Origin of the sequence: Gluconacetobacter entanii (assembly GCF_013155425.1) — a bacterium.
Taxonomy (GTDB): domain Bacteria; phylum Pseudomonadota; class Alphaproteobacteria; order Acetobacterales; family Acetobacteraceae; genus Novacetimonas; species Novacetimonas entanii.
In genome coordinates, this window is sequence record NZ_JABJWD010000093.1 from 1 (window position 1) to 20,952 (window position 20,952).

The window sequence follows — 20,952 nt, forward strand, 5'->3', positions numbered from 1 at the left end:
GGCGGGTTGCGGCCCACTTCCGATGCGGCGGAATTCGCCGTGGGGGCGGGCGGGGTGGCCGTTTGCGCGGCCGCCAGCGTCGGAACACCGGCCAATGTCGCCAGCACGCAGATGGAACTGAAATGGATTTTCATGATGTTTCCTTTCTTGCGGAATACCGACAGATACGAATCCCAACAGGCTGCGTGCAAAAAGGTTGCGCAGACGTCCACATGCGCCACGCGCGGGCATGTGTCATGGCGGACGGGGCGGAGGGTGCGCCGCTTTGACCGATCGGTACGGACACCCACGGGCGACACCGCGCGCCGTACCGTCATGGACGAATGACCCTCTCCGGTTAATGTCCTGATATAATGGTCAAAAGTTTTCGGGTGCCGCCTTTTTCCAAAAAGGCGGCCTCCTCGAAGCTTTTTGGAAAAAGCTTCACCAAAAACCTTTATGACGGTTTCATTCATCCGGGCCGGTTGTCTCTCCCTTGGAGGGCGGATCGCTGGCGGGGAAACTCTCTTCAAGCGCCTCGTCACGATCATGGTCTTTTTCGCTGTCCGGCTTGGGGACGGGTTTTTCGGGATCGTAGGCTGTGTTCGACATGGGGGTGTTCCCTTTCCATGGTGCGGACTCCCTCAACAGCATGGTTGCGGCGGAGTTCCGGAAATACCGCGCCGTCCAGCAGGCCAGCATGGGCGGCGGGATGGGTTGCGGGTCGTCGATTGGCTGGGGATCCTCGCCGGGTTCCGGTGGGTGCGTGGGTGGCACCGGCGTTCCGGGCGGCATGGGCGGCACCGGCGCGGGGCAGGGGGGCTGGTCCAGGAAATGGTGTGATACGGGGGCAAAGCGCATGTCCGTGTCTCCCTTGCGTACAAGGGGGCAACGGGGATCACCACGACCGGTTCCGTATGCCGCGACGCCAAAAAAAATCGCCGGACCCACGATGAAGTGGACCCGGCGACAGGACGCGGCTGAAAAGGAAAGGATCAGAAGTCTTTGCTGAAGATTTCTTGAAAAAGCCTTGAAAGAACGCCGCCTTTTTCGATCAGAAGGCGGCTCCCTTAAATTGCTGCGGGATTTGTCAGTCCAGCCGGACCGACGGCCGCACGAACACATCGAGCCAGTCCACAAGGCACGAAACAAGGCCGCGGAACGTGCCGTAAAGTTCGAACTGGTGCTGGCGATACAGCATCAGGTGGACCATGCGCGCGGTAATGCCCCTGAGCCACCCGCCACCGAACACCTTGCCGCCGGGGAAGGTGCCCCAGCCATTGTAATCGCCAAGGGCGACGACCGCGCCCTTGTTATGGAACGCAAACGGCTGCAACTGCCCGCCATTGATCCAGCGCGGCAGGTAGCGCGCCAGGTGGTGCGCCTGCTGGCGGGCGACCTGTGCCGTGGGGGCCACCGGCTTTTCCGCGATGAAGGCGCAGTCGCCCATGGCAAAGATGTTGTCATCTTCCAGAAGCTGCAGCGTCGGGCGCACCTCAAGCTGTCCGGAGCGTGACAGTTTCAGCCCGGCGAACTTGCGCGTCACGTCCGGCGCCTTCACCCCTGCGGCCCAGACGCGCAGGGTGGCGGGAATGCGCGTCCCGTCCTTGAGCATGTAGCCCTTTTCGTCCGCGCCGCTGACCATGGCCGAAGTCATGACCGTCACGCCGATCGCCTCAAGCTGCTTCTGCGCTGCGGCGGAGACGGATTCAGGGAAGGCCGGCAGGATGCGCGGCCCGGCCTCCAGCAGCGTGATCTTCAGCTTGGGCGGCTTCTTGCCAAAGCTGTAAAGGGCCGCGAGGTCCAGCGCCTTGTGCAGTTCGGCGGCAAGCTGCGTGCCGGTGGCACCCCCGCCGACGATGGCGATGTCGAGTTCCTCGTTATTGCCGAACGCCTTGAGCAGTTCCATGCGGAAACGGTCGTTGAAGCCGTTGGCATCGACGAGGTTGTCGATGAACAGGCAATGCTGGGCCACGCCGGGGGTGCCGAAATCATTGGCGCGGCTGCCGATCGACAGCACCAGCGCATCATATTCCAGCTTGCGTTCATCCAGGATGACCTCGCCGGTGGGTTCGACCACGGGGGCGAGCGTGATGGACTTGGCCGTGCGGTCCAGGTCCGAGATCTCGCCGGGCCAGAACTCGAAATGGTGGCGGCTGGCCTGTGACAGGAAACTGATGCGGTCGTTCTCGTTCGCGGCCGTGCCGGCGGCGAAGCAGTGCAGCATCGGCTTCCACACATGGGCGAAGCTCTTGTCGACCAGCGTGATTTCCGCGCGTCCCGACTTGCCGATGGAATCACCCAGACGCGTCGCCAGCGCCAGGCCCGCGATACCACCGCCGACAATCACCACCCGAAACTTTTGTGCCATCCTATGCCTCTTTCACCCCTGCCGCACAGTGTCCCGGCCCCCGTGGGAAAAACCCTGTCGCATTCCTGATATTTCAAAAACTGTTCATGTCGTGTGCCATCCACGCCCGTATGCGGGGACGGAAGACGGCAACGGCCGACCCGGCAAAATAACCGGCCCGGCCGCACCGCCTGCGCATCATGCCGTGGCGGCCTTCGCCGCCACGACCTGCGATCAGAAGAAGCCGAGCTTCTTTTCGCTGTAGCTGACCAGCATGTTCTTGGTCTGCTGGTAGTGTTCGAGAACCATCTTGTGGGTCTCACGGCCGATGCCGGACTTCTTGTATCCGCCGAACGCCGCATGCGCGGGATAGACGTGATAGCAGTTGATCCACACGCGGCCCGCTTCCAGCCCGCGACCCATGCGGAAGCAGGTGTTGGCGTCGCGGCTCCACACGCCCGAACCCAGACCGAACGGGGTGTCGTTGGCGATGGCCAGCGCTTCTTCTTCCGTCTTGAAGGTCGTCACGGCCAGCACGGGGCCAAAGATTTCCTCCTGGAAGATGCGCATCTTGTTGTTGCCCTTGAACACGGTCGGCTGCACATAGCATCCCTTGTTCAGGTCACCACCCAGGTCCGGACGGCCGCCACCGGTCAGAAGCTGGGCGCCTTCGCCCTTGCCGATGTCGATGTAGGACAGGATCTTTTCCTGATGCCCGTGCGAGTTCTGCGCACCCATCATGGTGTTGGGATCCAGCGGGTTGCCCTGGCGGATCGCCTTGATGCGCGGCAGGGCACGTTCGATGAACTTCTCATAGATCGATTCCTGGACCAGCGCACGGCTGGGGCACGAACAGATCTGACCCTGGTTCAGGGCGAACATCGTGAAGCCTTCGATCGCCTTGTCCAGGTAATCGTCGTCCTTCTCCATGATGTCGGCGAAGAAGATGTTGGGCGACTTGCCACCCAGTTCCAGCGTCGCGGGGATCAGGTGTTCGGCCGCAGCGTGGGCGATCATCTTGCCCGTCGGCGTGGAACCCGTGAACGCGATCTTCGCGATGCGGTCGCTGTTGGACAGGGCAGCACCCACGTCCTTGCCCAGGCCGTTGACGATGTTCAGCGTGCCGGGCGGGAACAGGTCCCCGATCAGTTCCATCATCACGAGGATGCTGGCGGGCGTGCTTTCGGCGGGCTTCATGACGACGCAGTTGCCGGCGGCAAGCGCGGGCGCCAGCTTCCACGAACCCATCAGCAGCGGGAAGTTCCACGGAATGATCTGCGCGACAACGCCCAGCGGTTCGTGGAAGTGATACGCGATGGTCGTGTCCGTGATTTCGCTCAGCGAGCCTTCCTGCGCACGGATGCAGCCAGCGAAGTAACGGAAATGGTCGATCGCCAGCGGGATGTCGGCGGTCAGGGTTTCACGGATGGGCTTGCCGTTGTCCCACGTTTCCGCACGGGCGAGCAGGTCGAGGTTCTGCTCCATCTTGTCCGCGGCCTTGAGCAGGATCAGCGCGCGATCGGCGGGGGAGGTGTGGGCCCAGGCGGTCTTCGCCTTGTGCGCGGCATCGAGCGCCAGTTCCACGTCGGCGGCGGTGGAGGCGGGAACTTCGCAGAGCACGCGACCATCGACCGGCGAGGTGTTCGTCAGGTAATGGCCTGCGATCGGCGGCAGCCACTTGCCCCCGATGTAGTTTTCATAGCGAGCCTTGAACGGCGGCTTCTCGGTCGTGTAATCGGAAGACATGAGTCATGTTCCCTTGTGGTTTTATTGTGACCGGGCATGTATTCCATGGAAATATGAAATACAGTTCCGTGGTTATCAAATCGTCCGGCGTTGCCGATCCCGGGGGCAGGTTCCGCCTGAAGCCCGTATTCCGACAAGGGAATGCGATGAGGGCGATCATATGCAGAACCCATGTTGTTCTTGCTGTTATGGCATTCGTTTCTTGAACTTCTGTGCCGGGATGAAATATTCGCGCATTTTCCACCCCGGTCTGCCGGTATCAGGGATCGGCGAGGAAAGAACAAAACCGCCGGATACAGCGGAATGTCTGTATCCATTGGTATATAGATAAATTGTGATCCGCAAGCATAATCGCGATCACGTATCCGTGATATCGACACTCAATGTCACAATATGATCCATAAAAATACTTATATTACAATGTGGTATCCTGATGAGATTTTTCAGGATTTCAATAAATGAAACATGATGAAAGAGCAGTTGCATAAAACGGCAACGGGCGGGACGGGGGAATCTGCGCCCCGGTGCCATAATTTCACATGGACGGCGCACAGGCAGGCGGGAGTCGTGGAACATGCAGGGCCCCACAGGGCGGAAATGCGAATCCGGCACCGCATGCCACCGGGCGGAGGTCCGCCATATACTGTGCATCGCATTTCCCATGTCGCGCCCGTGCCACCTGTCGTCCCGTCGGGGCAGGTCGTGGCATGCGTGCCGCACGGGGCGCACGGGCGGAGGATGGGGCTGACGCGGGGTGGGGGCATGCGGTATCACGCGCAGGTACGGCCGACACAGACCAGAGTACAAGGAAGCGCAATGACCCAGCAGACCCCGACCACCCCCGCCACCGACGATCCCACGGCCCAGGGCAAGGCCGCCGCCGTCCGGGGCGAACCCCTGATTGAAAACCCGTTCAAGGAAGACACGCCCGAATTCGCGCAATGGTCCGCAGGATGGTGGAGCGTGCGCGAAAATGATGGCGATGAAGATCCGCTGGACCAGGCCTGAACCCGACGGCGCCTGCAATCCCGCGGCTGTATCATTACATCGCCGTGACCTCAGCACGTTGTTACCACAACCGTGTTGTATCGTTATTCAGATGTGTCATTAATAAGAAACAGGAACGCTGTTTTTCCAGACGGTTGTGACTGTTCTCAGGTTGGCGGCATTCCTTCGGGGGTGTCGCCTTCTGTATTGAGGGGTGGTTTTTTCTTTGGCAGGAAAGAATTTCCCTTGAAAAAAGAACCTAAATCTGTCATATCCCAAGTATGACGTTCCAGCGAATAGCACTCTGATTGCTTCGTGACCACAGCAACACGCCATTGGTCGCCACCGTCTTTCCCCAACATGACTGCATATTATGGCCAGGTGCATCCCTGTATGCGCCGGGTATACCGTGCGGACTCTGTCCAGGTCAGGACCTGCCCATGTCATTGCCGATGTTGAAGCTCATACGTTTTGCCCTCCTCCCGGGCCGCAAAACTCCATGATCTCCAACATCAGGGCACCACGACATGAGCAAAATGAATTCTTCCGATGATGATGACGGCTCCTTTGACGAGCTGATGGCATTATGGAATGCGCAGGAACCTGATTCGAGCGAGGAAGAGGACGGGGAATGCGGCCCCTTCATCCTTGGGGCCGACAGCCTTGATGATGAGGATGATGCCCCGTCACGGCAGCCTGAACCCGTCATCCCGCCTGACGCCGTAGAACCCGCAGAGTTTGCGGGGGACGGGGAGTCCGGGGATGAAGGCATCCATATCCTGCCTGCGAATTTCAAATTTCCGCAGGTGAAGACAGGCACGCGCACGCCCGACCGTTTCGCCAGCGTGCGGCGGCTGGAAAAGCCGGTGCATCTGCATGTCCCGGATTTCGTGGAATCGCGCATCGGCCTTGCGCTGGAGGCCTGCCCCCACGCGGCGGACGCGGTGGAGGCGATGGCCCATGCCGAACGTGACCTGATGGCCTGGGGCACGCCGGGGCGGATGCGTCCGGTACTGCTGGTCGGGCCGCCGGGATCGGGGAAATCCACCGTCGCGCGCCATTATCACGAGGCGCTGGGCTATGCCGTGCAGAAGCAGAACGTGGCCGGCATGTCCGATGCCCTGTCGCTGGTGGGGACGCACCAGACCTATGGCGATTCCAAGCCGTCGATCGTGACGGAGGCCATCGCCCACAGCGGCATGGCCAATGTCTGCATGATCATGGACGAGGTGGAAAAGGCCCCGCGTGAAAGCCGTAACGGGACGGTACAGGATGCGCTGCTGCAGTTCCTCGACCTGACGGAGGCCCGGGCCTTTCGCGATGTGTACCTGAACACCTCCGTCGATGTCAGCCACGTGCGCTGGGTCCTGACGGCCAACGACCTGGGCATGGTCAGCGCGCCGCTGCGTTCGCGCTGCACGGTGGTGCATGTGCCTGCGCCCACGGTCGAACATGTGCCCGCCCTTGCGTGGAACATCATCCGCGAAATCGAGGTGGAACGGAACCTGCAGCCCGGCTGGTTCGACCTGTCCGGCTATGAGATGACGAAGCTGCAGGAAGTCTTTACCGGCGACATGCGCATGCTGCGCCGCTGCGTGGAGGTTGTCCTGCGTGAACAGGTGCGTCATTGGGCGCGGGCCTGACCTTGTGAAAGCTTCCGGATGCCGCCTTTTCCTGGGAAAGGTGGTGTCTGGTGAGGCTTTTTCGTGCGTCATTTGAACGTTTGGTACATGTCCCTCAGGGGCTTTGCCCCCGAACCCCCACCAAAGGGTATTACCCTTTGGAAACCATGATTTTTAAATCAAATTCAGGGGTCGTGGGGCAACGAAAACTGCCGGAACTGTTGCGCCTGCCATGCATGCCGGATTGCAATACAGGGACATCAGGCCCATATCCATTGTTATAACATGATGGCCGGAGGAGTTCAGGGCGTGATTGATCGTGATCTGCAGGTTGAAATGCTGCTGTCCATGCAGGCGGCGGGTGGGACGGTCGCGTTGCAGATCCCCGATGGCGCGGATGAACAGAAATATGCGCGCAACCTGCTCGACCTCGAACTGCAGGGTTTCTGTACCGGCGGCGTGTCCGCCACGGCGCAGGGATTTCGCGTGCAGGGCGAAAGCACCATTACCGATGCGGGCCGCCAGTTCCTTGCCCGGCCGGAAAATGTGCAGATCACGATGAAAAGCCCCGACATGCTCGCAGCCCTGCGCCAGCGTGTCGCCAGTGATCCCACCCTGTCGGAAGAAAAACGGCATGAACTGCATGGGGCGCTCGACGGGATGCATCCCCTGACGCTCCGCGCGCTTGGGCGTGACCTGCTCGACGCAGCGCTTGAGGACGGGCCGCATGCGGTCTCGCTCCTGCGCAAACATTCCGGGACCTGAAACCGCTGTTGCGGAGTCTCCGTGCCCGTGTCGTGTGCGCGCACGGAGTCCCGGCCGGTCTTTTTACGTAAAAATGGTTACATAATATTACGTAAGGCCCCCTGCGCGTCGATGCATGGCAGCCATGCCCCCAGTGGCGGGGCACCAGTACGGATGTCCGGCCCACGTCATGCGCAGGCAGAACCGGCATGCAGCTAAAGCCCTGATTTCGGCTGGGGAATCGGCAGGGAAGGGATGTCGGGGGGGACTGTCGCCCACGGTGGGGCAGGTTGTCCGGACCTTGGGCTGTTGTGCCCAGACTCTTGAAAAAACAAGAGAAAAATGGTGCCGACACTCGGAATTGAACCGAGGGCCTACTGATTACGAATCAGTTGCTCTACCCCTGAGCTATGTCGGCGAAAGTTGAGCGCTTGATATCCGACGTTGGACGCGGATGCAATATGCCAAATGCGCCATTCCTCAATTTAATTCGCGTTGTATGGTGGGGCCGGCATGAGAACATTCATCAAGACCCTTCCCGCCCGGCTCGGCTGTCAGTCGCTTGGCGTCGCCCCAGCCCCGGTCGAGCACCTGCGTGTCATCGGCGGACTGGCAGAATGTCCGGGCTGCGGGCTGTACCAGCATGTCCCCGAACTCCAGCCCGGGCAGCTTGCGGCCTGCCCACGCTGCGGGCAGCACCTGCAGAAGCGCAGGCGCACCGCGCCGGTGGCGGCCCCCCTGGCGTTCTGCATCAGTTCGGCGGCGTTCTACCTCGCGGCGCTGGCGTCCTCGCTCATGACGCTCAATGTGTATGGGCGCGAACGCACGGTGGATCTGCTGACCGGGCCGATGGAACTGCTGCACGAAGGCTGGGGGGAGGCAGGGCTGCTGGTCGGCGCGGTGACCATCATGGCGCCGGCCGTGGCCATCGGCCTGATGTTCGCCATCCTGTATGCCGGCACGCGCCCGACCCTGCCGAACTGGGCGCCGGGCATCTTGATCTGGTACGAGAAGCTGCGGCCATGGTCGATGGTGGAGGTCTATATCCTTGGCATCTTCGTCGCCTATACCAAGCTGACGGACATGGCGCATGTCGATGTCGGCCCGGCGGTGTACCTGATCGGCGGGCTGATGCTGACGATGGCGGTGACGGATTCGACGCTGGACACCGAACGGATCTGGCGACACCGCAGGGTGGATGCGCTGACCCGCCTTGACGACGGGGACGTGGTGGAAATCGACTATGTCCATGTGGACGATGTCGGTATGCCCCCCGTCGAACGCCTTGTCGCGTGCCCGTCATGCGGGCTGGTGGGGGAGATGGAACACCCCGTCAGCAACCTGCACTGCGTCGGCGCCTGCCCGCGCTGCGGCCACAGTGTCTGGCGGCGCGCGCCCGAATCCCTGACGCGCACGACGGCCTACCTGATCGCGGCGGTCACCTTCTACATCCCGGCCAACCTGTATCCTGTCATGACCTTCATGCGCATGGGCGGCGGCGGCGGCCACACCATCATCGAAGGGGCGCTCGAGTTGTGGAGCGACGGGATGATCCCGCTGTCGCTGCTGGTCTTCTTCGCCAGCATCACGGTCCCGATGCTCAAGATCATCAGCCTCGCCACCATGGTCGTCATGACGTGGCGCGGGTCGCGTCGTGGCCTGGTGCGGCGTACGCGCCTGTTCCGCGTGGTCGATATGGTGGGCCGGTGGTCGATGATCGACGTATTCATGATTTCCATTCTGGTGGCGGTGGTGCGTTTCAACGCGATGGCCACCGTCACCGCCAATGCCGGGATGGTGGCGTTCGCCGCCGTCGTGGTGCTGACGCTGTTCGCGGCATGGAGCTTCGACCCGCGCATCATGTGGGATGCGGCCGGCATGAACGGTGAACTGGTCGATGGCCTTCCCCGCGCCGTGCTGAAACGCCAGGACACCGACAACACTCCGCAGGGGCCGTCGCGTCCCGCACACACATCCGCGGCGGCTCCCCGCCCCGCTGCCAACATGGAGCCGAACCAGGCGTGAACGATTCCCCGAACGATCCCCGCAACGGGCGATCGCCCACTTCCATCCCGCAGTCCGATACGCGCACATACCGGTTTTCCGTCATATGGCTGGTGCCCATCGTCGCCCTGCTGATTGCGGGCTACCTTGGCTGGCGGGGGCTGACGACGCGCGGCCCGGTCATCACCATCACGTTCGACACCGCCGATGGCCTGACAAGTGGCCAGACCGAGGTGAAGAGCAAGTCCGTCTCCCTCGGCACGGTCGAATCGATCAGGCTGAGCGATGACCTGCATCATGTGGAGGTCGGCGTGCGCATGACGTCCGCCGCATCGCGGATGATGACCAGCAACGCGCGGTTCTGGGTGGTGCGCCCGCGTATCAACGGCGCCAGCATCACCGGGCTGGAAACCGTGATGTCCGGGGCCTACATCGCCATGGACCCCGGCGAGCCGGGCGGCCGCCACACGACCTTCTTCAAGGGGCTGGAATCCCCGCCGGGCGTGCGTTCGGACCAGCCGGGCCATACCTATACCCTGATGACGCCCAGCCTCGGCTCCATCGGGCAGGGCGCGCCGATCTTCTTCCGCGATGTCGTCGCGGGCGAGGTGCTGGGCTATACCCTGCCGCCGGGCGGGCGCGGGCCGATCAAGGTGCAGATCTTCGTGCAGGCGCCCTATGACCAGTACCTGCGCACCGATACGCGCTTCTGGAACGTCTCGGGCGTGCAGGTCGGGCTTGGGGCCGGTGGCCTGAAGGTGAAGCTGCAGTCGCTGCAGGCGCTGCTGTCCGGTGGCATCGCATTCGCCCCGCCCGATGCGCGCGACGAACATCTGGTGCAGCCCAATTCCGACACCGTCTTCCGCCTGTATGACAGTCAGGAGGAAGCCGACGCCGCCGGGTATCGCGAACGCATCCCGCTTGTCACCTACCTCACCAGTCCCGTTGCGGGCCTGACGAAGGGCGGGCGGATGACCATGTTCGGCATCCAGGTCGGCACGATCGACGATGTGAAGCTGCTGGTGGACCCGCATACCGGGCAGGCGCGCGTGCGCGTGGCCATGGAGCTTCAGCCCGAACGTGTGCTGAACGACCAGGAAGTGCCCGCCGACGCCCTGCGCGCCCTGCTGCATACGCAGGTGGCGAACGGACTGCGCGCCTCGGTCCAGAGTGCGAGCTTCCTGACCGGCGAATCCGAAATCGCGCTGACCTTTGTCAAGAATGCGCGTCCCGCCACGCTCACGCAGGAAGGCGACGCGCTGGTCCTGCCGGGACAGGCGGGCGGCATGGCGGGCATCATGGATTCGGTGTCCACCATCACGGACAAGGTCGCGGCGATGCCGCTGACGCAGGTGGGCGAGAACCTGAACAACCTGCTGGCCCATGCGGATGCCCGCATCAACAGTGCCGACATGCGGCAGGGGCTGTCGTCGCTGCGGGCGTCGATGGAGAACCTGCAGGTCATCTCCCACGATGCGCGCGCGCGTATGCCGCAACTGCTGGCGGGGCTGGATTCCACGCTGAAGAACGCGAACTCGCTGCTGTCCAGCTATGGCGGCGATACGGATTTCCACCGCAACCTGCAACAGATGGTCGTACAGCTTAACGAGGCGGCGCGGTCGCTGCGGTTCCTGTCCGACTTCCTTACCCGCCATCCCTCGGCGCTGATTACGGGACGATAATCCGATGACCCAGTCCTTGAGCATCCTCACCCCCGCGCGCGCCCTGCGCCGCGCGGCACTGGCGCTGGCGGCGGCGACCCCGCTGCTGGCGGGCTGCGGTTCGGCGGACCCGACGCTCTACAGCCTCGCCCCCACGCAGGGCAGCCCCATGGGGCAGGCCCCCGCCGTGATCGAGGTCCGCACCCCCGGCGTGCCGCCCGCGCTGGATCGCGACCATATCGTCGGCCAGCAGGCGAATTACAGCCTGACCACCCTGCCGGGTGCGGCGTGGAGCGAACCGCTGGCGCAGATGATCGGCGACACCCTGACCAGCGACCTGCAGCAGCGCCTGCCCGGTAGCTCCATCTTCGCGCAGAACAATGCGACGAGCATGCCGGCCAAGGCGTTCGTCGAACTCGACGTGACGCAGTTCGCCCGTGACGCGACGGGGCAGGTGCGCCTGTCGGGCACCCTGTCGGTCCATCGCGCGGGCGACCCGGAAGCCGGCACGGCGCAGGCCTTCTCGCTGGCGACGGCGTCTGGCAGCGGGGCCACGGCCATGGTCGCGGGGCTGAGCCAGCTTCTGGGACAGGTGGCCGATAGCGCAGCGCAGCGGCTACAGACCCTGCCTGCCGAGGAAGCGCCGCATCACGCGCGGTAGGGTGCTGTGTGCCGGCGTGCAGGGGCGTCGGTGTGTGGTGACATCCGGGCTCTGCCCGGACCCGGCAGGGAGCGCGCTCCCTGCACCCTGATTCGCTTAGAAGTCATGGTTTCCAAAGGGCAATGCCCTTTGGTGGGGTTTCAGGGGCAAAGCCCCTGAGGCCGTCGGCACATGAAACACCCGGGCGCTGCCCGGATCCGGCAGGGATCACGATCCCTGCACCCTGATTCGTTTTTAAAGTCGTGGTTTCCAAAGGGCAAAGCCCCTGAATTCAGGCCAGCGTGTTGGCGTAATCCTTCAGGTGGCTGACGAATTTCAGCCCCTTTGCGGCCTCGGGGTCCACGAAATGCACGTCATCGGGCGCGCGGCGGGGGGTATCGGCGGCAAAGAACACGACCGGGTCGGTCCCGATCGGCCGGACGCCATGCACGACATTGCGCAGGAAGGACACCATCTGCCCGGCCCGCAGCTTGCGGGGTGGTTCGTCCTCGATCAGGAATTCCAGTTCGCCACGCAGCAGCAGCAGGTGTTCGTCGCACTGCGTATGATAATGGCGGGGCAGGGGGTGATAGATGCGGAACAGCCGCATGCTCGCCTCCGCCGAATCGGTCAGGTAGGCATCCACGATCAGCGTGTCGGCCTGATCGGGGAACAGCTTTATGATCTCGTCGAAATCCGCGAATCTGTAGCGTTCGTTCATCGTGCGTCCTCCCGTATGCTGGCGCGGCAGTGTAACGCGGGGCGGGGGCACGGCCCATGGCGTCCATGGCGCCCCAACGAAAAAAGGCACCCGCCGGGGGTGCCTTTGCCGTGATCCGCAGGTGCGGGAAGGATCAGACCTTCTCGACCTGGTTGTATTCGAGGTCCACCGGCGTGGAACGGCCGAAGATGGAGACGCTGACGGTCAGGCGGCCCTTTTCCTCGTCCACTTCCTCGATCGTGCCGTTGAAGGACGTGAACGGGCCATCGGCCACGCGGATCTGTTCGCCCACTTCGAACGTGACGGAGGGACGCACGCGCTCGACGCCTTCCTGCGCCTGCTTCATGATCCGCTCGGCCTCGACCTTGGGGATGGGCGACGGCTTGGTCTTGCTGCCCAGGAAGCCGGTCACCTTCGGCGTGTCCTTGACCAGGTGCCACGCCTCGTCCGTCAGTTCCATGTTGACCAGCACGTAGCCGGGGAAGAACTTGCGCTCGGAATTGACCTTCTGCCCGCGACGGACCTCGGTCACTTCCTCGGACGGGACCAGGATTTCACCGAAATGGTCGGCCAGCCCCTTCTGGGCGGCCTGTTCCTTGATGTGCTGGGCGATCTTCTTTTCAAAGCCCGAATAGACGTGGATGACATACCACCGCTTGGCCATGGCTGAACTCAGCCTCCCAGTCCAAATAATTTACGCACGCCAAGGCCGATCACCTCGTCGACGAGGAAGAAAAATACCGATGCCAGCCCGGCCATCGCCAGGACCGCGCCCGTCGTCATCAGTGTCGCGCGACGGGTGGGCCATGTGACCTTTTTCGCCTCGGCGCGGACTTCTTCTACAAATTTCGCGGGACTGACCGACACGAAACATCCTTCCTGCAACACCCGACGCGCCTGACCGGGATGCCCGGCTGGCGCGGGGGCCTGAAATCCGGTCAGCACGGCGTTGTCCTGACCAAAACATGCCAAGCCGGAAGGGGGGGAATTATCCCGACCGGAGAATGGCAGGGGTGGAGGGTCTCGAACCCGCAACCTCCGGTTTTGGAGACCGGCGCTCTAGCCAATTGAGCTACACCCCTGCAAAGCCGCTATCGACCCGCCATCTGGGAACGGGAGGTGATCCCGCCATCCGGCCTGCCCATGCGTACCCGGCACAGTGAGGCGGAAAAGAATACGTCTGGCGGTGAAAGTCAAGGGGGCGTGTGCGATTTCATGCACATGGGCGTAAAAAACGTGTGCGTGCGCGACGAAAGTGCGCGGCCCTGCGCAAGGGGGCTTGCAACCCGTCCCCGCGCCGCATTATACATGCCCCGAAATGGGCGGGCGTAGCATAGTGGTAATGCAGTAGCCTTCCAAGCTTCTGAGGAGGGTTCGATTCCCTTCGCCCGCTCCATTCCCCCCATTCATGATGATTGTGGCTCCCGCTTCGCACGGAACGGGTTTTCGTGTCGGGCCTGTCCGGCGGGTCCTCAGGGCATCGCGGCCTGCGGGTGCTTCCGACCGACGGAAACCAGAGCGCCATGACCGCCCCCATCCCGCCATCCCGCCCTGCCACGGTACAGTCCCCGGTACATTCGACCATCGTGCTGGTGACATGCTGCCTCAGCCTGCTGCTGGTGATGATGGACGTGACCATCGTCAATGTGGCGCTGCCGTCGATCCGCACCGCCCTGCATGGCAGTTTCTCCACCCTGCAATGGGTGGTCGATGGCTATACCCTGATGGTCGCCAGCCTGCTGGTGCTGATGGGTGCGATCGCGGACCGTCTGGGGCGGCGGCGGGTGTTCGTCGCCGGGATTGCCGTCTTCTGCCTCGGTTCGATGCTGTGCGCGCTGTCGGGGTCGATCCCGTTCCTGGTGGGGGCGCGCATGTTACAGGGAATCGGTGGCGCGATGCTCAATCCCGTGGCGCTGTCGATCATCGCCAATGTCTTTACCGAACCGCGCGCCCGCGCGCAGGCCATCGGCGTGTGGGGCGGGGCCTCGGGCGTGGCGCTCGCGCTGGGGCCGGTGGTGGGCGGGATCCTGGTCCACTGGGTCAACTGGCAGGCGGTGTTCTGGGTGAACGTGCCGATCGGGATCGTGGCGATCTTCCTTTCCCTGCGTTTCATCCCCGAATCCCGTGCCCCGCATACACGCCCGTTCGACGCGCCGGGACAGTTGCTGGTGATGGTGACGCTGGCGATGCTGACGGCGGCGCTGATCGAGGTGCGGGATTTCGGCTGGGGCGATCCGGTCATCTCCGGCTTCCTGTCGCTGGGCGTGCTGGCGATGATCGGCTTCGTGATCGTGGAGCAGCGCAGCGCCGCGCCCCTTGTTGACCTGCGCTTTTTCCATGCCCTGCCATTTTCGGGGGCGATCGTGACCGCGATCCTCGCCTTTGCGGTGTTCAGCGCGTTCCTGTTCCTCAATACACTCTACCTTCAGGGCGCGCGCGGGATGTCGGCCCTGCATGCGGGGCTGTGCACGCTGCCGTTCGCGGTGTGCAGCAGCATCTGCGCGCCGCTGTCGGGGCGCCTTGTCGGGCGGATCGGCGCGCGGGTGCCGCTGTTGCTGTCCGCGCTGGGATTCGGGGGCAGCGCGCTTTTGCTGACGGGACTGTCCGCCACGACGCCGCTTGCGCTGCTGGTGGTGGCGTACGGGCTGTGCGGGTGTGGCTTCGGGCTGTGTAACGCGCCCATCACCAACGCCGCCGTGGCCGGCATGCCGCGCAGCCAGGCGGGCGTCGCGGCGGCCCTGGCCTCCACCAGCAGGCAGGTGGGCGTGCTGCTGGGGATCGCGCTGTGCGGCACGCTGACGGGCGGGGCGGCGGGACAGGCCGGGACGATCCGCTGGGCGCTGTTCGCGCAGGCGACGCATCGCATGTGGTGGGGGATGTTTGCCGCGGCGATCCTGATCGGGGTCATCGGCATCATCGTGACCAGTGCCCGCGCCCGCGCCAGCACGCAGGCGGTGGCGGCGCTGATGGCGGCGGGGGAGGGGGCCGCGGTGCCCGTGGCGGCTTCCCGGCGGGGGTGATGCGGTTCCCGCATGATTGATATGCGGGTCGTGCACCTCCTATCGGCCATATCATGACGAATCGTTCATGAACTCTATTCCCGAACGGGGGGCAGGTATGTATGCTACGCCTCGCTATGGGACGGTGGCCTGACCCGCCTGACGACCGGCCTGCGCACGCGGTGGAACAATCTGGCGCGGGGCAGGGCAGTGTCGGTTGCGTGGGTCGATGCAGCGTGCTAGAGCCGCGCCAGCAGACTTGGGGCCTGTCGTGTTCCGGGGCCTGCAGCTTGTTTGTGTGACCCACGATTCTGGATTGGAAAAGCGGACAGTGGATTCGACTGGAACGACCTCAATACCAATCGCCTCCATTGCCAATGGCCTTGCGGGCCGTTATGCGACGGCGCTCTATGACCTCGCCTCCGACAGGCAGAAGCTCGACCTCGTGTTTGACCAGGCGAAGGCCCTGTCCTCCATGCTGGACCAGAGCGCGGACCTGTCCGCCGTGCTGGTTGACCGTACCCTTGACATCCGCCAGGCCACCCGCGCGATGGTGGCGGTGCTGGACAAGGAGGGGTTCGACCCCCTGATCCGTGATTTCGTCGGCGTGGTGGCGACAAACCGCCGCCTGCCGTACCTTCGTGAAATTCTTGCCGCCCTGGCGGCAATCGCCGCTGCCCGCCGGGGCGAGGTGGTGGCGGACGTCGTGTCCGCCCACCCCCTCAACGACGTGCAGCGTGCACAGCTTCGCGGCCGCCTCGCCGAGGCCGGCTATTCCAAAGTCAATATCCAGGAGCGTGTTGACGCGGCGCTGCTGGGCGGTCTGGTCGTGCGCGTAGGCGCCCGCCTGTATGATACCAGCCTCAGATCCCGCCTTACCCGCCTGCATCATGCCATGAAGGGAGCCGCGTGATGGAAATCCGCCCCTCCGAGATTTCGGATATCCTCAAGCAGCAGATCGCCACGTTCGACCAGCCCGTCGATGTTGCCGAAACCGGCACCATCCTGTCGGTTGGTGACGGCATCGCCCGTGTCTACGGGCTGCAGAATGTCGAAGCCGGCGAAATGCTGGTCTTCCCCGCCAGCGGCCAGCATGGCATGGCGCTGAACCTTGAAAACGACAATGTCGGCGTCGTCATCTTCGGTGATGACACGGCGATGCGCGAAGGCGACACCGTCGCGCGCACCGGCAAGGTGGTCGAGGTCCCGACCGGCAAGGCCCTGCTGGGCCGCGTGGTCGATGGCCTTGGCAACCCGATCGACGGCAAGGGTCCGCTGGTTGGCGAAGTCATCAGCAAGCGCGCGGAAATCAAGGCGCCGGGCATCATGCCCCGCCAGTCCGTGAGCGAGCCGATGCAGACCGGCATCAAGGCGATCGACGCGCTGGTGCCCATCGGGCGTGGCCAGCGTGAACTGATCATCGGTGACCGCCAGACCGGCAAGACCGCGATCCTGATCGACACCATCGTCAACCAGAAGGGCGTCAACGCCCTGGGTGACGAGTCCAAGTCGCTCTACTGCATCTATGTCGCGATCGGGCAGAAGCGCTCCACCGTGGCGCAGCTGGTCCGCACGCTGGAGGAAACCGGCGCGATGGAATATTCCATCGTCGTCGCCGCCACCGCGTCCGACCCGGCCCCGATGCAGTACCTGGCGCCGTATGCCGCATGCTCCATGGGTGAATATTTCCGCGACAACGGCATGCATGCCCTGATCGTGTATGATGACCTGTCGAAGCAGGCCGTCGCCTACCGCCAGATGTCGCTGCTGCTGCGTCGTCCGCCGGGGCGTGAAGCATATCCGGGTGACGTGTTCTACCTGCATTCGCGCCTGCTGGAACGCGCGGCGAAGATGTCCGACAAGTACGGCGCAGGTTCGCTGACGGCCCTGCCGGTGATCGAGACGCAGGCCGGTGACGTGTCCGCCTACATCCCGACCAACGTGATCTCCATCACCGACGGTCAGGTCTTCCTTGAAACCGACCTGTTCTATCGCGGCATCCGCCCGGCGGTGAACGTTGGTGGTTCCGTGTCGCGTGTCGGTTCGGCCGCACAGATCAAGGCGATGAAGCAGGTTGCCGGCAAGATCAAGCTGGAACTGGCGCAGTATCGTGAAATGGCCGCTTTCTCGCAGTTCGCATCGGACCTCGATCCCGCGACGCAGAAGCAGCTTGCCCGTGGCGCGCGCCTTGTCGAACTGCTCAAGCAGCCCGAAACCTCCCCGCTGTCGGTCGAGGAACAGGTTGTCGTGCTGTATGCCGGCACCCGTGGCTATATCGACACCGTGCCGGTGAACCAGGTCACGACGTACGAGAAGCGCCTGCTTGAGGAAGTGCGTTCGGCAGGCAAGGACATCCTTGAATCCATCCGGACCCAGCGTCAGCTGACCAAGGATATCGAAAGCCGACTGAACGATTTCCTGACGACGTTCGGCCGTCAGTTCGTCAACTGAGGAAGAACGCGCATCCATGGCTTCCCTGAAGGAACTGCGCGCACGGATCGGCAGCGTCAAATCGACGCGAAAGATCACCAGCGCGATGAAAATGGTCGCCGCGGCCAAGCTGCGCCGGGCTGAAACCCGCGCGGCGGCGGCGCGTCCCTATGCCGACGCGATGCGCCGCATGCTCGCCGAGGTCGCCCGCAGCATGGGCGGTGAGGGCGGGCAGCCCAAGCTGCTCGTCGGCACGGGTGGCAGCAGCACCCACCTGCTGGTGCCGATGTCGAGTGACCGCGGTCTTGCGGGGGCCTTCAACTCGAACATCAACCGCAAGACGCGCGACATGATCCTGAAGCTGCAGGCCGAGGGAAAGACCGTCCGTCTGCTGCCGATCGGGCGCAAGACGTTCGAATACCTGTCGCGCGACTTTTCGGACCTGATCGTCGATCATATCCACATGTCGTCGGGCAAGGAGGTGTCGTTCAAGGTCGCAGCCGACCTGGGCGAGAAGATTTCCGGCATGCTCGACCGTGACGAGTTCGATGTCTGCACGCTGGTCTACAACCGCTTCCAGAACGTCATGTCGCAGGTTCCCACGGAAATGCAATTGATTCCGCTGGCGCTTCCGGGCAACGACAACCAGGCGGCTGGCGAGACCGCCGCCTATGAGTTCGAGCCGGACGAGGGTGCGCTGCTGTCGCGCCTGCTGCCGCGCAACCTGCAGGTCCAGCTCTATGCGACCATGCTTGAAACCGCCGCGGGTGAAAACGGCGCGCGGATGACGGCGATGGACAGTGCCACGCGTAACGCGGGCAAAGCCATCGACCGCCTGACGCTGACCTATAACCGCACCCGCCAGACCAACATCACCAATGAACTGATCGAGATCATTTCGGGCGCCCAGGCAGTCTGAAGATCGGTCTCCACGCTCCAGGAGCTGTCCCATGTCGGAAACCACAACTCACGAGGCTCCTGTCTCCACACAGGGGCAGTCGCAGAAAAGCAACGTCGTCGGCCGTGTGACGCAGATCCGCGGCGCCGTCGTCGATGTCCAGTTCGAAGGCACGCTGCCGCACATCCTCGATGCGCTGCATGTCTCGCTCAACGGCCAGACGCTGGTCCTCGAAGTCGCGCAGGAAATCGGCGAGCATGAAGTCCGCTGCATCGCGATGGACACGACCGACGGGCTGAGCCGCGGCACCGAAGTCGTCGCCACCGGCGCGCAGATCACCGTGCCGGTCGGTCCGGGCACGCTGGGCCGTATCCTCAACGTCATCGGGGAGCCGATCGACGATCGCGGCCCGATCCAGGCGAAGGGCCGTTCGCCGATCCATCGCGCCGCCCCCGCCTTTGACGAGCAGGCGGCCGCGACCGAGATCCTGCCCACGGGCATCAAGGTCGTCGATCTGCTGTGCCCCTACCTGAAGGGTGGTAAGGTCGGCCTGTTCGGTGGTGCGGGCGTCGGCAAGACGGTCATCATCCAGGAACTGATCAACAACATCGCCAAGGCGCATGGCGGCGTGTCCGTGTTCGCCGGTGTCGGTGAACGTACCCGTGAAGGTAACGACCTGTATTACGAAATGCAGGACGCGGGCGTCATCAAGATCGACGGTGACTCCACCGAAGGCTCCAAGGTGGCGCTGGTCTATGGCCAGATGAACGAACCGCCGGGCGCGCGTGCCCGTGTCGCACTGTCGGGCGTGACGGTTGCGGAATATTTCCGCGACGTCGAAGGCCAGGACGTGCTGTTCTTCGTGGACAACATCTTCCGCTTCACGCAGGCCGGCGCCGAAGTGTCCGCGCTGCTGGGCCGTATCCCGTCCGCCGTGGGTTACCAGCCGACGCTGGCGACCGAGATGGGCGCGCTGCAGGAACGCATCACCTCCACCAAGAAGGGGTCGATCACCTCGGTACAGGCCGTTTACGTCCCTGCCGATGACCTGACCGACCCGGCGCCTGCCGCGACCTTCGCCCACCTTGACGCGACGACGGTGCTGAACCGTTCCATCGCGGAAATGGGCATCTATCCCGCCGTTGACCCGCTGGATTCCACCTCGCGCTCGCTCGACCCCAAGATCGTGGGTGACGAACACTACCAGGTGGCGCGCGATGTGCAGCGTATCCTGCAGACCTACAAGTCGCTGCAGGACATCATCGCCATCCTTGGCATGGATGAACTGTCGGAAGACGACAAGCTGGTGGTGGCGCGTGCGCGTCGTATCCAGCGCTTCCTGTCGCAGCCGTTCCACGTGGCCGAAGTCTTTACCGGTGCGCCGGGCAAGCTGGTTGCGCTGGCCGATACGGTGCGTTCGTTCAAGGCGATTGTCGCGGGCGAATATGACCACCTGCCCGAAGGCGCGTTCTACATGGTTGGCGCGATCGAGGAAGCGGTGGCGAAGGCCGAGAAGATGAAGGAATCGGCCTGATTACTGGCCCCTGACGCAAGGAAGACAGACCATGCCGATTAAGGTCGAGATTGTCAGCCCGGAGAAGACCCTCTTCTCCCACACGGCTGACATGGTGGTCATGCCCGGGTCCGAGGGCGATATCGCCGCGATGCCGGAGCATGCGCCGCTGATGCTGATGCTGCGCGGTGGCGTTGTCGAGATTTACGAGGGCGACACCATCGCCCATCGTTTCTTCGTGTCCGGCGGGTTTGCCGACATGACGCCGGACCACTGCACCATTCTGGCGGATCATGCGACGCCGGTTGCGGACCTGTCCGCCACCGATGCGCAGTCCCGTCTGACCGGACTGGAAAAATCCTATGACGAGGCGGACAAGATGAACGTCCCGGCACTGGATATCCTGATGGACAAGATGCAGTCCGCCCGCGCGGAAATCGAGGCCGCAAAAAGCGCCACGCCAGAGATGTCCATCTGACATCGGGGCCTGACCGGACCATCAGGAAAAACGGCACCTCATCGCAGGTGCCGTTTTTTGTTGGGACGTCAGTTTCAAAAGTTTTTGGTGACGCTTTGTCCAAGAAGCTTCAAAGAACGCCGCCTTTGTAAAAAGGCGGCACCCGGAAACTTTTACCAATTCATCAGTATGTTACATGCC

General features: G+C 63.3%; 19 protein-coding genes and 3 tRNA genes. 13 read left to right on the forward strand and 9 right to left on the reverse strand.

The features are described from left to right. Nucleotides 1-447: 447 nt before the first annotated feature. The 3 genes from HNH97_RS14620 to HNH97_RS14630 all read right to left on the reverse strand — a co-directional run bounded on the left by HNH97_RS14620 (nt 448) and on the right by HNH97_RS14630 (nt 4,075). The gene (locus HNH97_RS14620) at nt 448-840 is read right to left on the reverse strand and encodes a hypothetical protein (RefSeq protein ID WP_110912943.1); all 393 of its coding nucleotides are present in this window, start codon (nt 838-840) and stop codon (nt 448-450) included. A gap of 229 nt (nt 841-1,069) precedes the next feature. Then, nucleotides 1,070-2,350 carry an NAD(P)/FAD-dependent oxidoreductase gene (locus HNH97_RS14625; RefSeq protein ID WP_110912944.1) on the reverse strand — a complete coding sequence of 427 codons (1,281 nt, stop codon included), beginning with the start codon at nt 2,348-2,350 and terminating at the stop codon, nt 1,070-1,072. Nucleotides 2,351-2,563: 213 nt separating this feature from the next. Continuing rightward, nucleotides 2,564-4,075 (reverse strand): aldehyde dehydrogenase family protein, encoded by a 1,512-nt coding sequence (locus tag HNH97_RS14630; RefSeq protein WP_171791366.1) that lies wholly within the window; start codon nt 4,073-4,075, stop codon nt 2,564-2,566. Nucleotides 4,076-4,891: 816 nt separating this feature from the next. Here HNH97_RS14630 and HNH97_RS14635 point away from each other — a divergent pair. After that, complete coding sequence (locus HNH97_RS14635) at nt 4,892-5,083, forward strand: hypothetical protein (protein ID WP_110912946.1); 192 nt, start codon at nt 4,892-4,894, stop codon at nt 5,081-5,083. Between the two features lie 146 nt (nt 5,084-5,229). Here HNH97_RS14635 and HNH97_RS14640 read toward each other — a convergent pair whose 3' ends face one another. Next, the gene (locus tag HNH97_RS14640) at nt 5,230-5,424 is read right to left on the reverse strand and encodes a hypothetical protein (RefSeq protein ID WP_146220652.1); all 195 of its coding nucleotides are present in this window, start codon (nt 5,422-5,424) and stop codon (nt 5,230-5,232) included. A gap of 165 nt (nt 5,425-5,589) precedes the next feature. On the opposite strand from HNH97_RS14640, the gene HNH97_RS14645 reads away from it, so the two are divergent. Continuing rightward, entirely contained in the window at nt 5,590-6,705 is a 1,116-nt protein-coding gene (locus HNH97_RS14645) for an AAA family ATPase (RefSeq protein WP_110912947.1), read from the forward strand. 288 nt (nt 6,706-6,993) lie between these two features. Continuing rightward, the gene (locus HNH97_RS14650; RefSeq protein WP_110912948.1) at nt 6,994-7,449 is read left to right on the forward strand and encodes a hypothetical protein; all 456 of its coding nucleotides are present in this window, start codon (nt 6,994-6,996) and stop codon (nt 7,447-7,449) included. Between the two features lie 322 nt (nt 7,450-7,771). On the opposite strand, the gene HNH97_RS14655 is transcribed toward HNH97_RS14650, so the two are convergent. Further along, nucleotides 7,772-7,846: transfer RNA gene (locus HNH97_RS14655), tRNA-Thr, on the reverse strand. A gap of 95 nt (nt 7,847-7,941) precedes the next feature. On the opposite strand from HNH97_RS14655, the gene HNH97_RS14660 reads away from it, so the two are divergent. The 3 genes from HNH97_RS14660 to HNH97_RS14670 are packed head-to-tail and all read left to right on the forward strand — an operon-like array spanning nt 7,942 to nt 11,754. Beyond that, a complete protein-coding gene (locus HNH97_RS14660; protein WP_171791367.1) occupies nt 7,942-9,453 on the forward strand; it encodes a paraquat-inducible protein A in 1,512 nt (503 codons plus the stop codon). Next, nucleotides 9,450-11,114 (forward strand): PqiB family protein, encoded by a 1,665-nt coding sequence (locus HNH97_RS14665; RefSeq protein WP_171791368.1) that lies wholly within the window; start codon nt 9,450-9,452, stop codon nt 11,112-11,114. Before HNH97_RS14660 ends, HNH97_RS14665 begins: the two co-directional genes overlap by 4 nt. A 4-nt stretch (nt 11,115-11,118) precedes the next feature. After that, nucleotides 11,119-11,754 (forward strand): PqiC family protein, encoded by a 636-nt coding sequence (locus tag HNH97_RS14670; protein ID WP_171791369.1) that lies wholly within the window; start codon nt 11,119-11,121, stop codon nt 11,752-11,754. Between the two features lie 271 nt (nt 11,755-12,025). Here HNH97_RS14670 and HNH97_RS14675 read toward each other — a convergent pair whose 3' ends face one another. From HNH97_RS14675 to HNH97_RS14690, 4 genes are all read right to left on the reverse strand, one after another. Continuing rightward, nucleotides 12,026-12,505, reverse strand: coding sequence for a cupin domain-containing protein (locus HNH97_RS14675; protein ID WP_233044205.1), 480 nt, complete (start codon nt 12,503-12,505; stop codon nt 12,026-12,028). Between the two features lie 82 nt (nt 12,506-12,587). Further along, nucleotides 12,588-13,118, reverse strand: a complete 531-nt coding sequence (gene nusG, locus HNH97_RS14680) for a transcription termination/antitermination protein NusG (RefSeq protein ID WP_110094708.1) — start codon at nt 13,116-13,118, stop codon at nt 12,588-12,590. A gap of 8 nt (nt 13,119-13,126) precedes the next feature. Beyond that, nucleotides 13,127-13,321 carry a preprotein translocase subunit SecE gene (gene secE, locus HNH97_RS14685; protein ID WP_040512887.1) on the reverse strand — a complete coding sequence of 65 codons (195 nt, stop codon included), beginning with the start codon at nt 13,319-13,321 and terminating at the stop codon, nt 13,127-13,129. Between the two features lie 138 nt (nt 13,322-13,459). Continuing rightward, nucleotides 13,460-13,536: transfer RNA gene (locus HNH97_RS14690), tRNA-Trp, on the reverse strand. Nucleotides 13,537-13,776: 240 nt separating this feature from the next. On the opposite strand from HNH97_RS14690, the gene HNH97_RS14695 reads away from it, so the two are divergent. From HNH97_RS14695 to atpC, 7 genes are all read left to right on the forward strand, one after another. Next, nucleotides 13,777-13,850, forward strand: a tRNA-Gly gene (locus tag HNH97_RS14695). Nucleotides 13,851-13,977: 127 nt separating this feature from the next. After that, nucleotides 13,978-15,474: an MFS transporter gene (locus HNH97_RS14700; protein ID WP_171791381.1), complete on the forward strand. Its 1,497-nt coding sequence runs from the start codon at nt 13,978-13,980 to the stop codon at nt 15,472-15,474. Nucleotides 15,475-15,769: 295 nt separating this feature from the next. After that, nucleotides 15,770-16,366 (forward strand): F0F1 ATP synthase subunit delta, encoded by a 597-nt coding sequence (locus HNH97_RS14705; RefSeq protein ID WP_171791382.1) that lies wholly within the window; start codon nt 15,770-15,772, stop codon nt 16,364-16,366. Then, nucleotides 16,366-17,904: a F0F1 ATP synthase subunit alpha gene (gene atpA, locus HNH97_RS14710; RefSeq protein WP_171791370.1), complete on the forward strand. Its 1,539-nt coding sequence runs from the start codon at nt 16,366-16,368 to the stop codon at nt 17,902-17,904. Before HNH97_RS14705 ends, atpA begins: the two co-directional genes overlap by 1 nt. Before the next feature lie 16 nt (nt 17,905-17,920). Beyond that, a complete protein-coding gene (locus HNH97_RS14715; RefSeq protein WP_110912955.1) occupies nt 17,921-18,802 on the forward strand; it encodes a F0F1 ATP synthase subunit gamma in 882 nt (293 codons plus the stop codon). A gap of 31 nt (nt 18,803-18,833) precedes the next feature. Beyond that, nucleotides 18,834-20,315 (forward strand): F0F1 ATP synthase subunit beta, encoded by a 1,482-nt coding sequence (gene atpD, locus HNH97_RS14720; protein WP_110912956.1) that lies wholly within the window; start codon nt 18,834-18,836, stop codon nt 20,313-20,315. 31 nt (nt 20,316-20,346) lie between these two features. After that, nucleotides 20,347-20,772, forward strand: a complete 426-nt coding sequence (gene atpC / locus HNH97_RS14725; RefSeq protein WP_110912957.1) for an ATP synthase F1 subunit epsilon — start codon at nt 20,347-20,349, stop codon at nt 20,770-20,772. Nucleotides 20,773-20,952 lie beyond the last annotated feature (180 nt).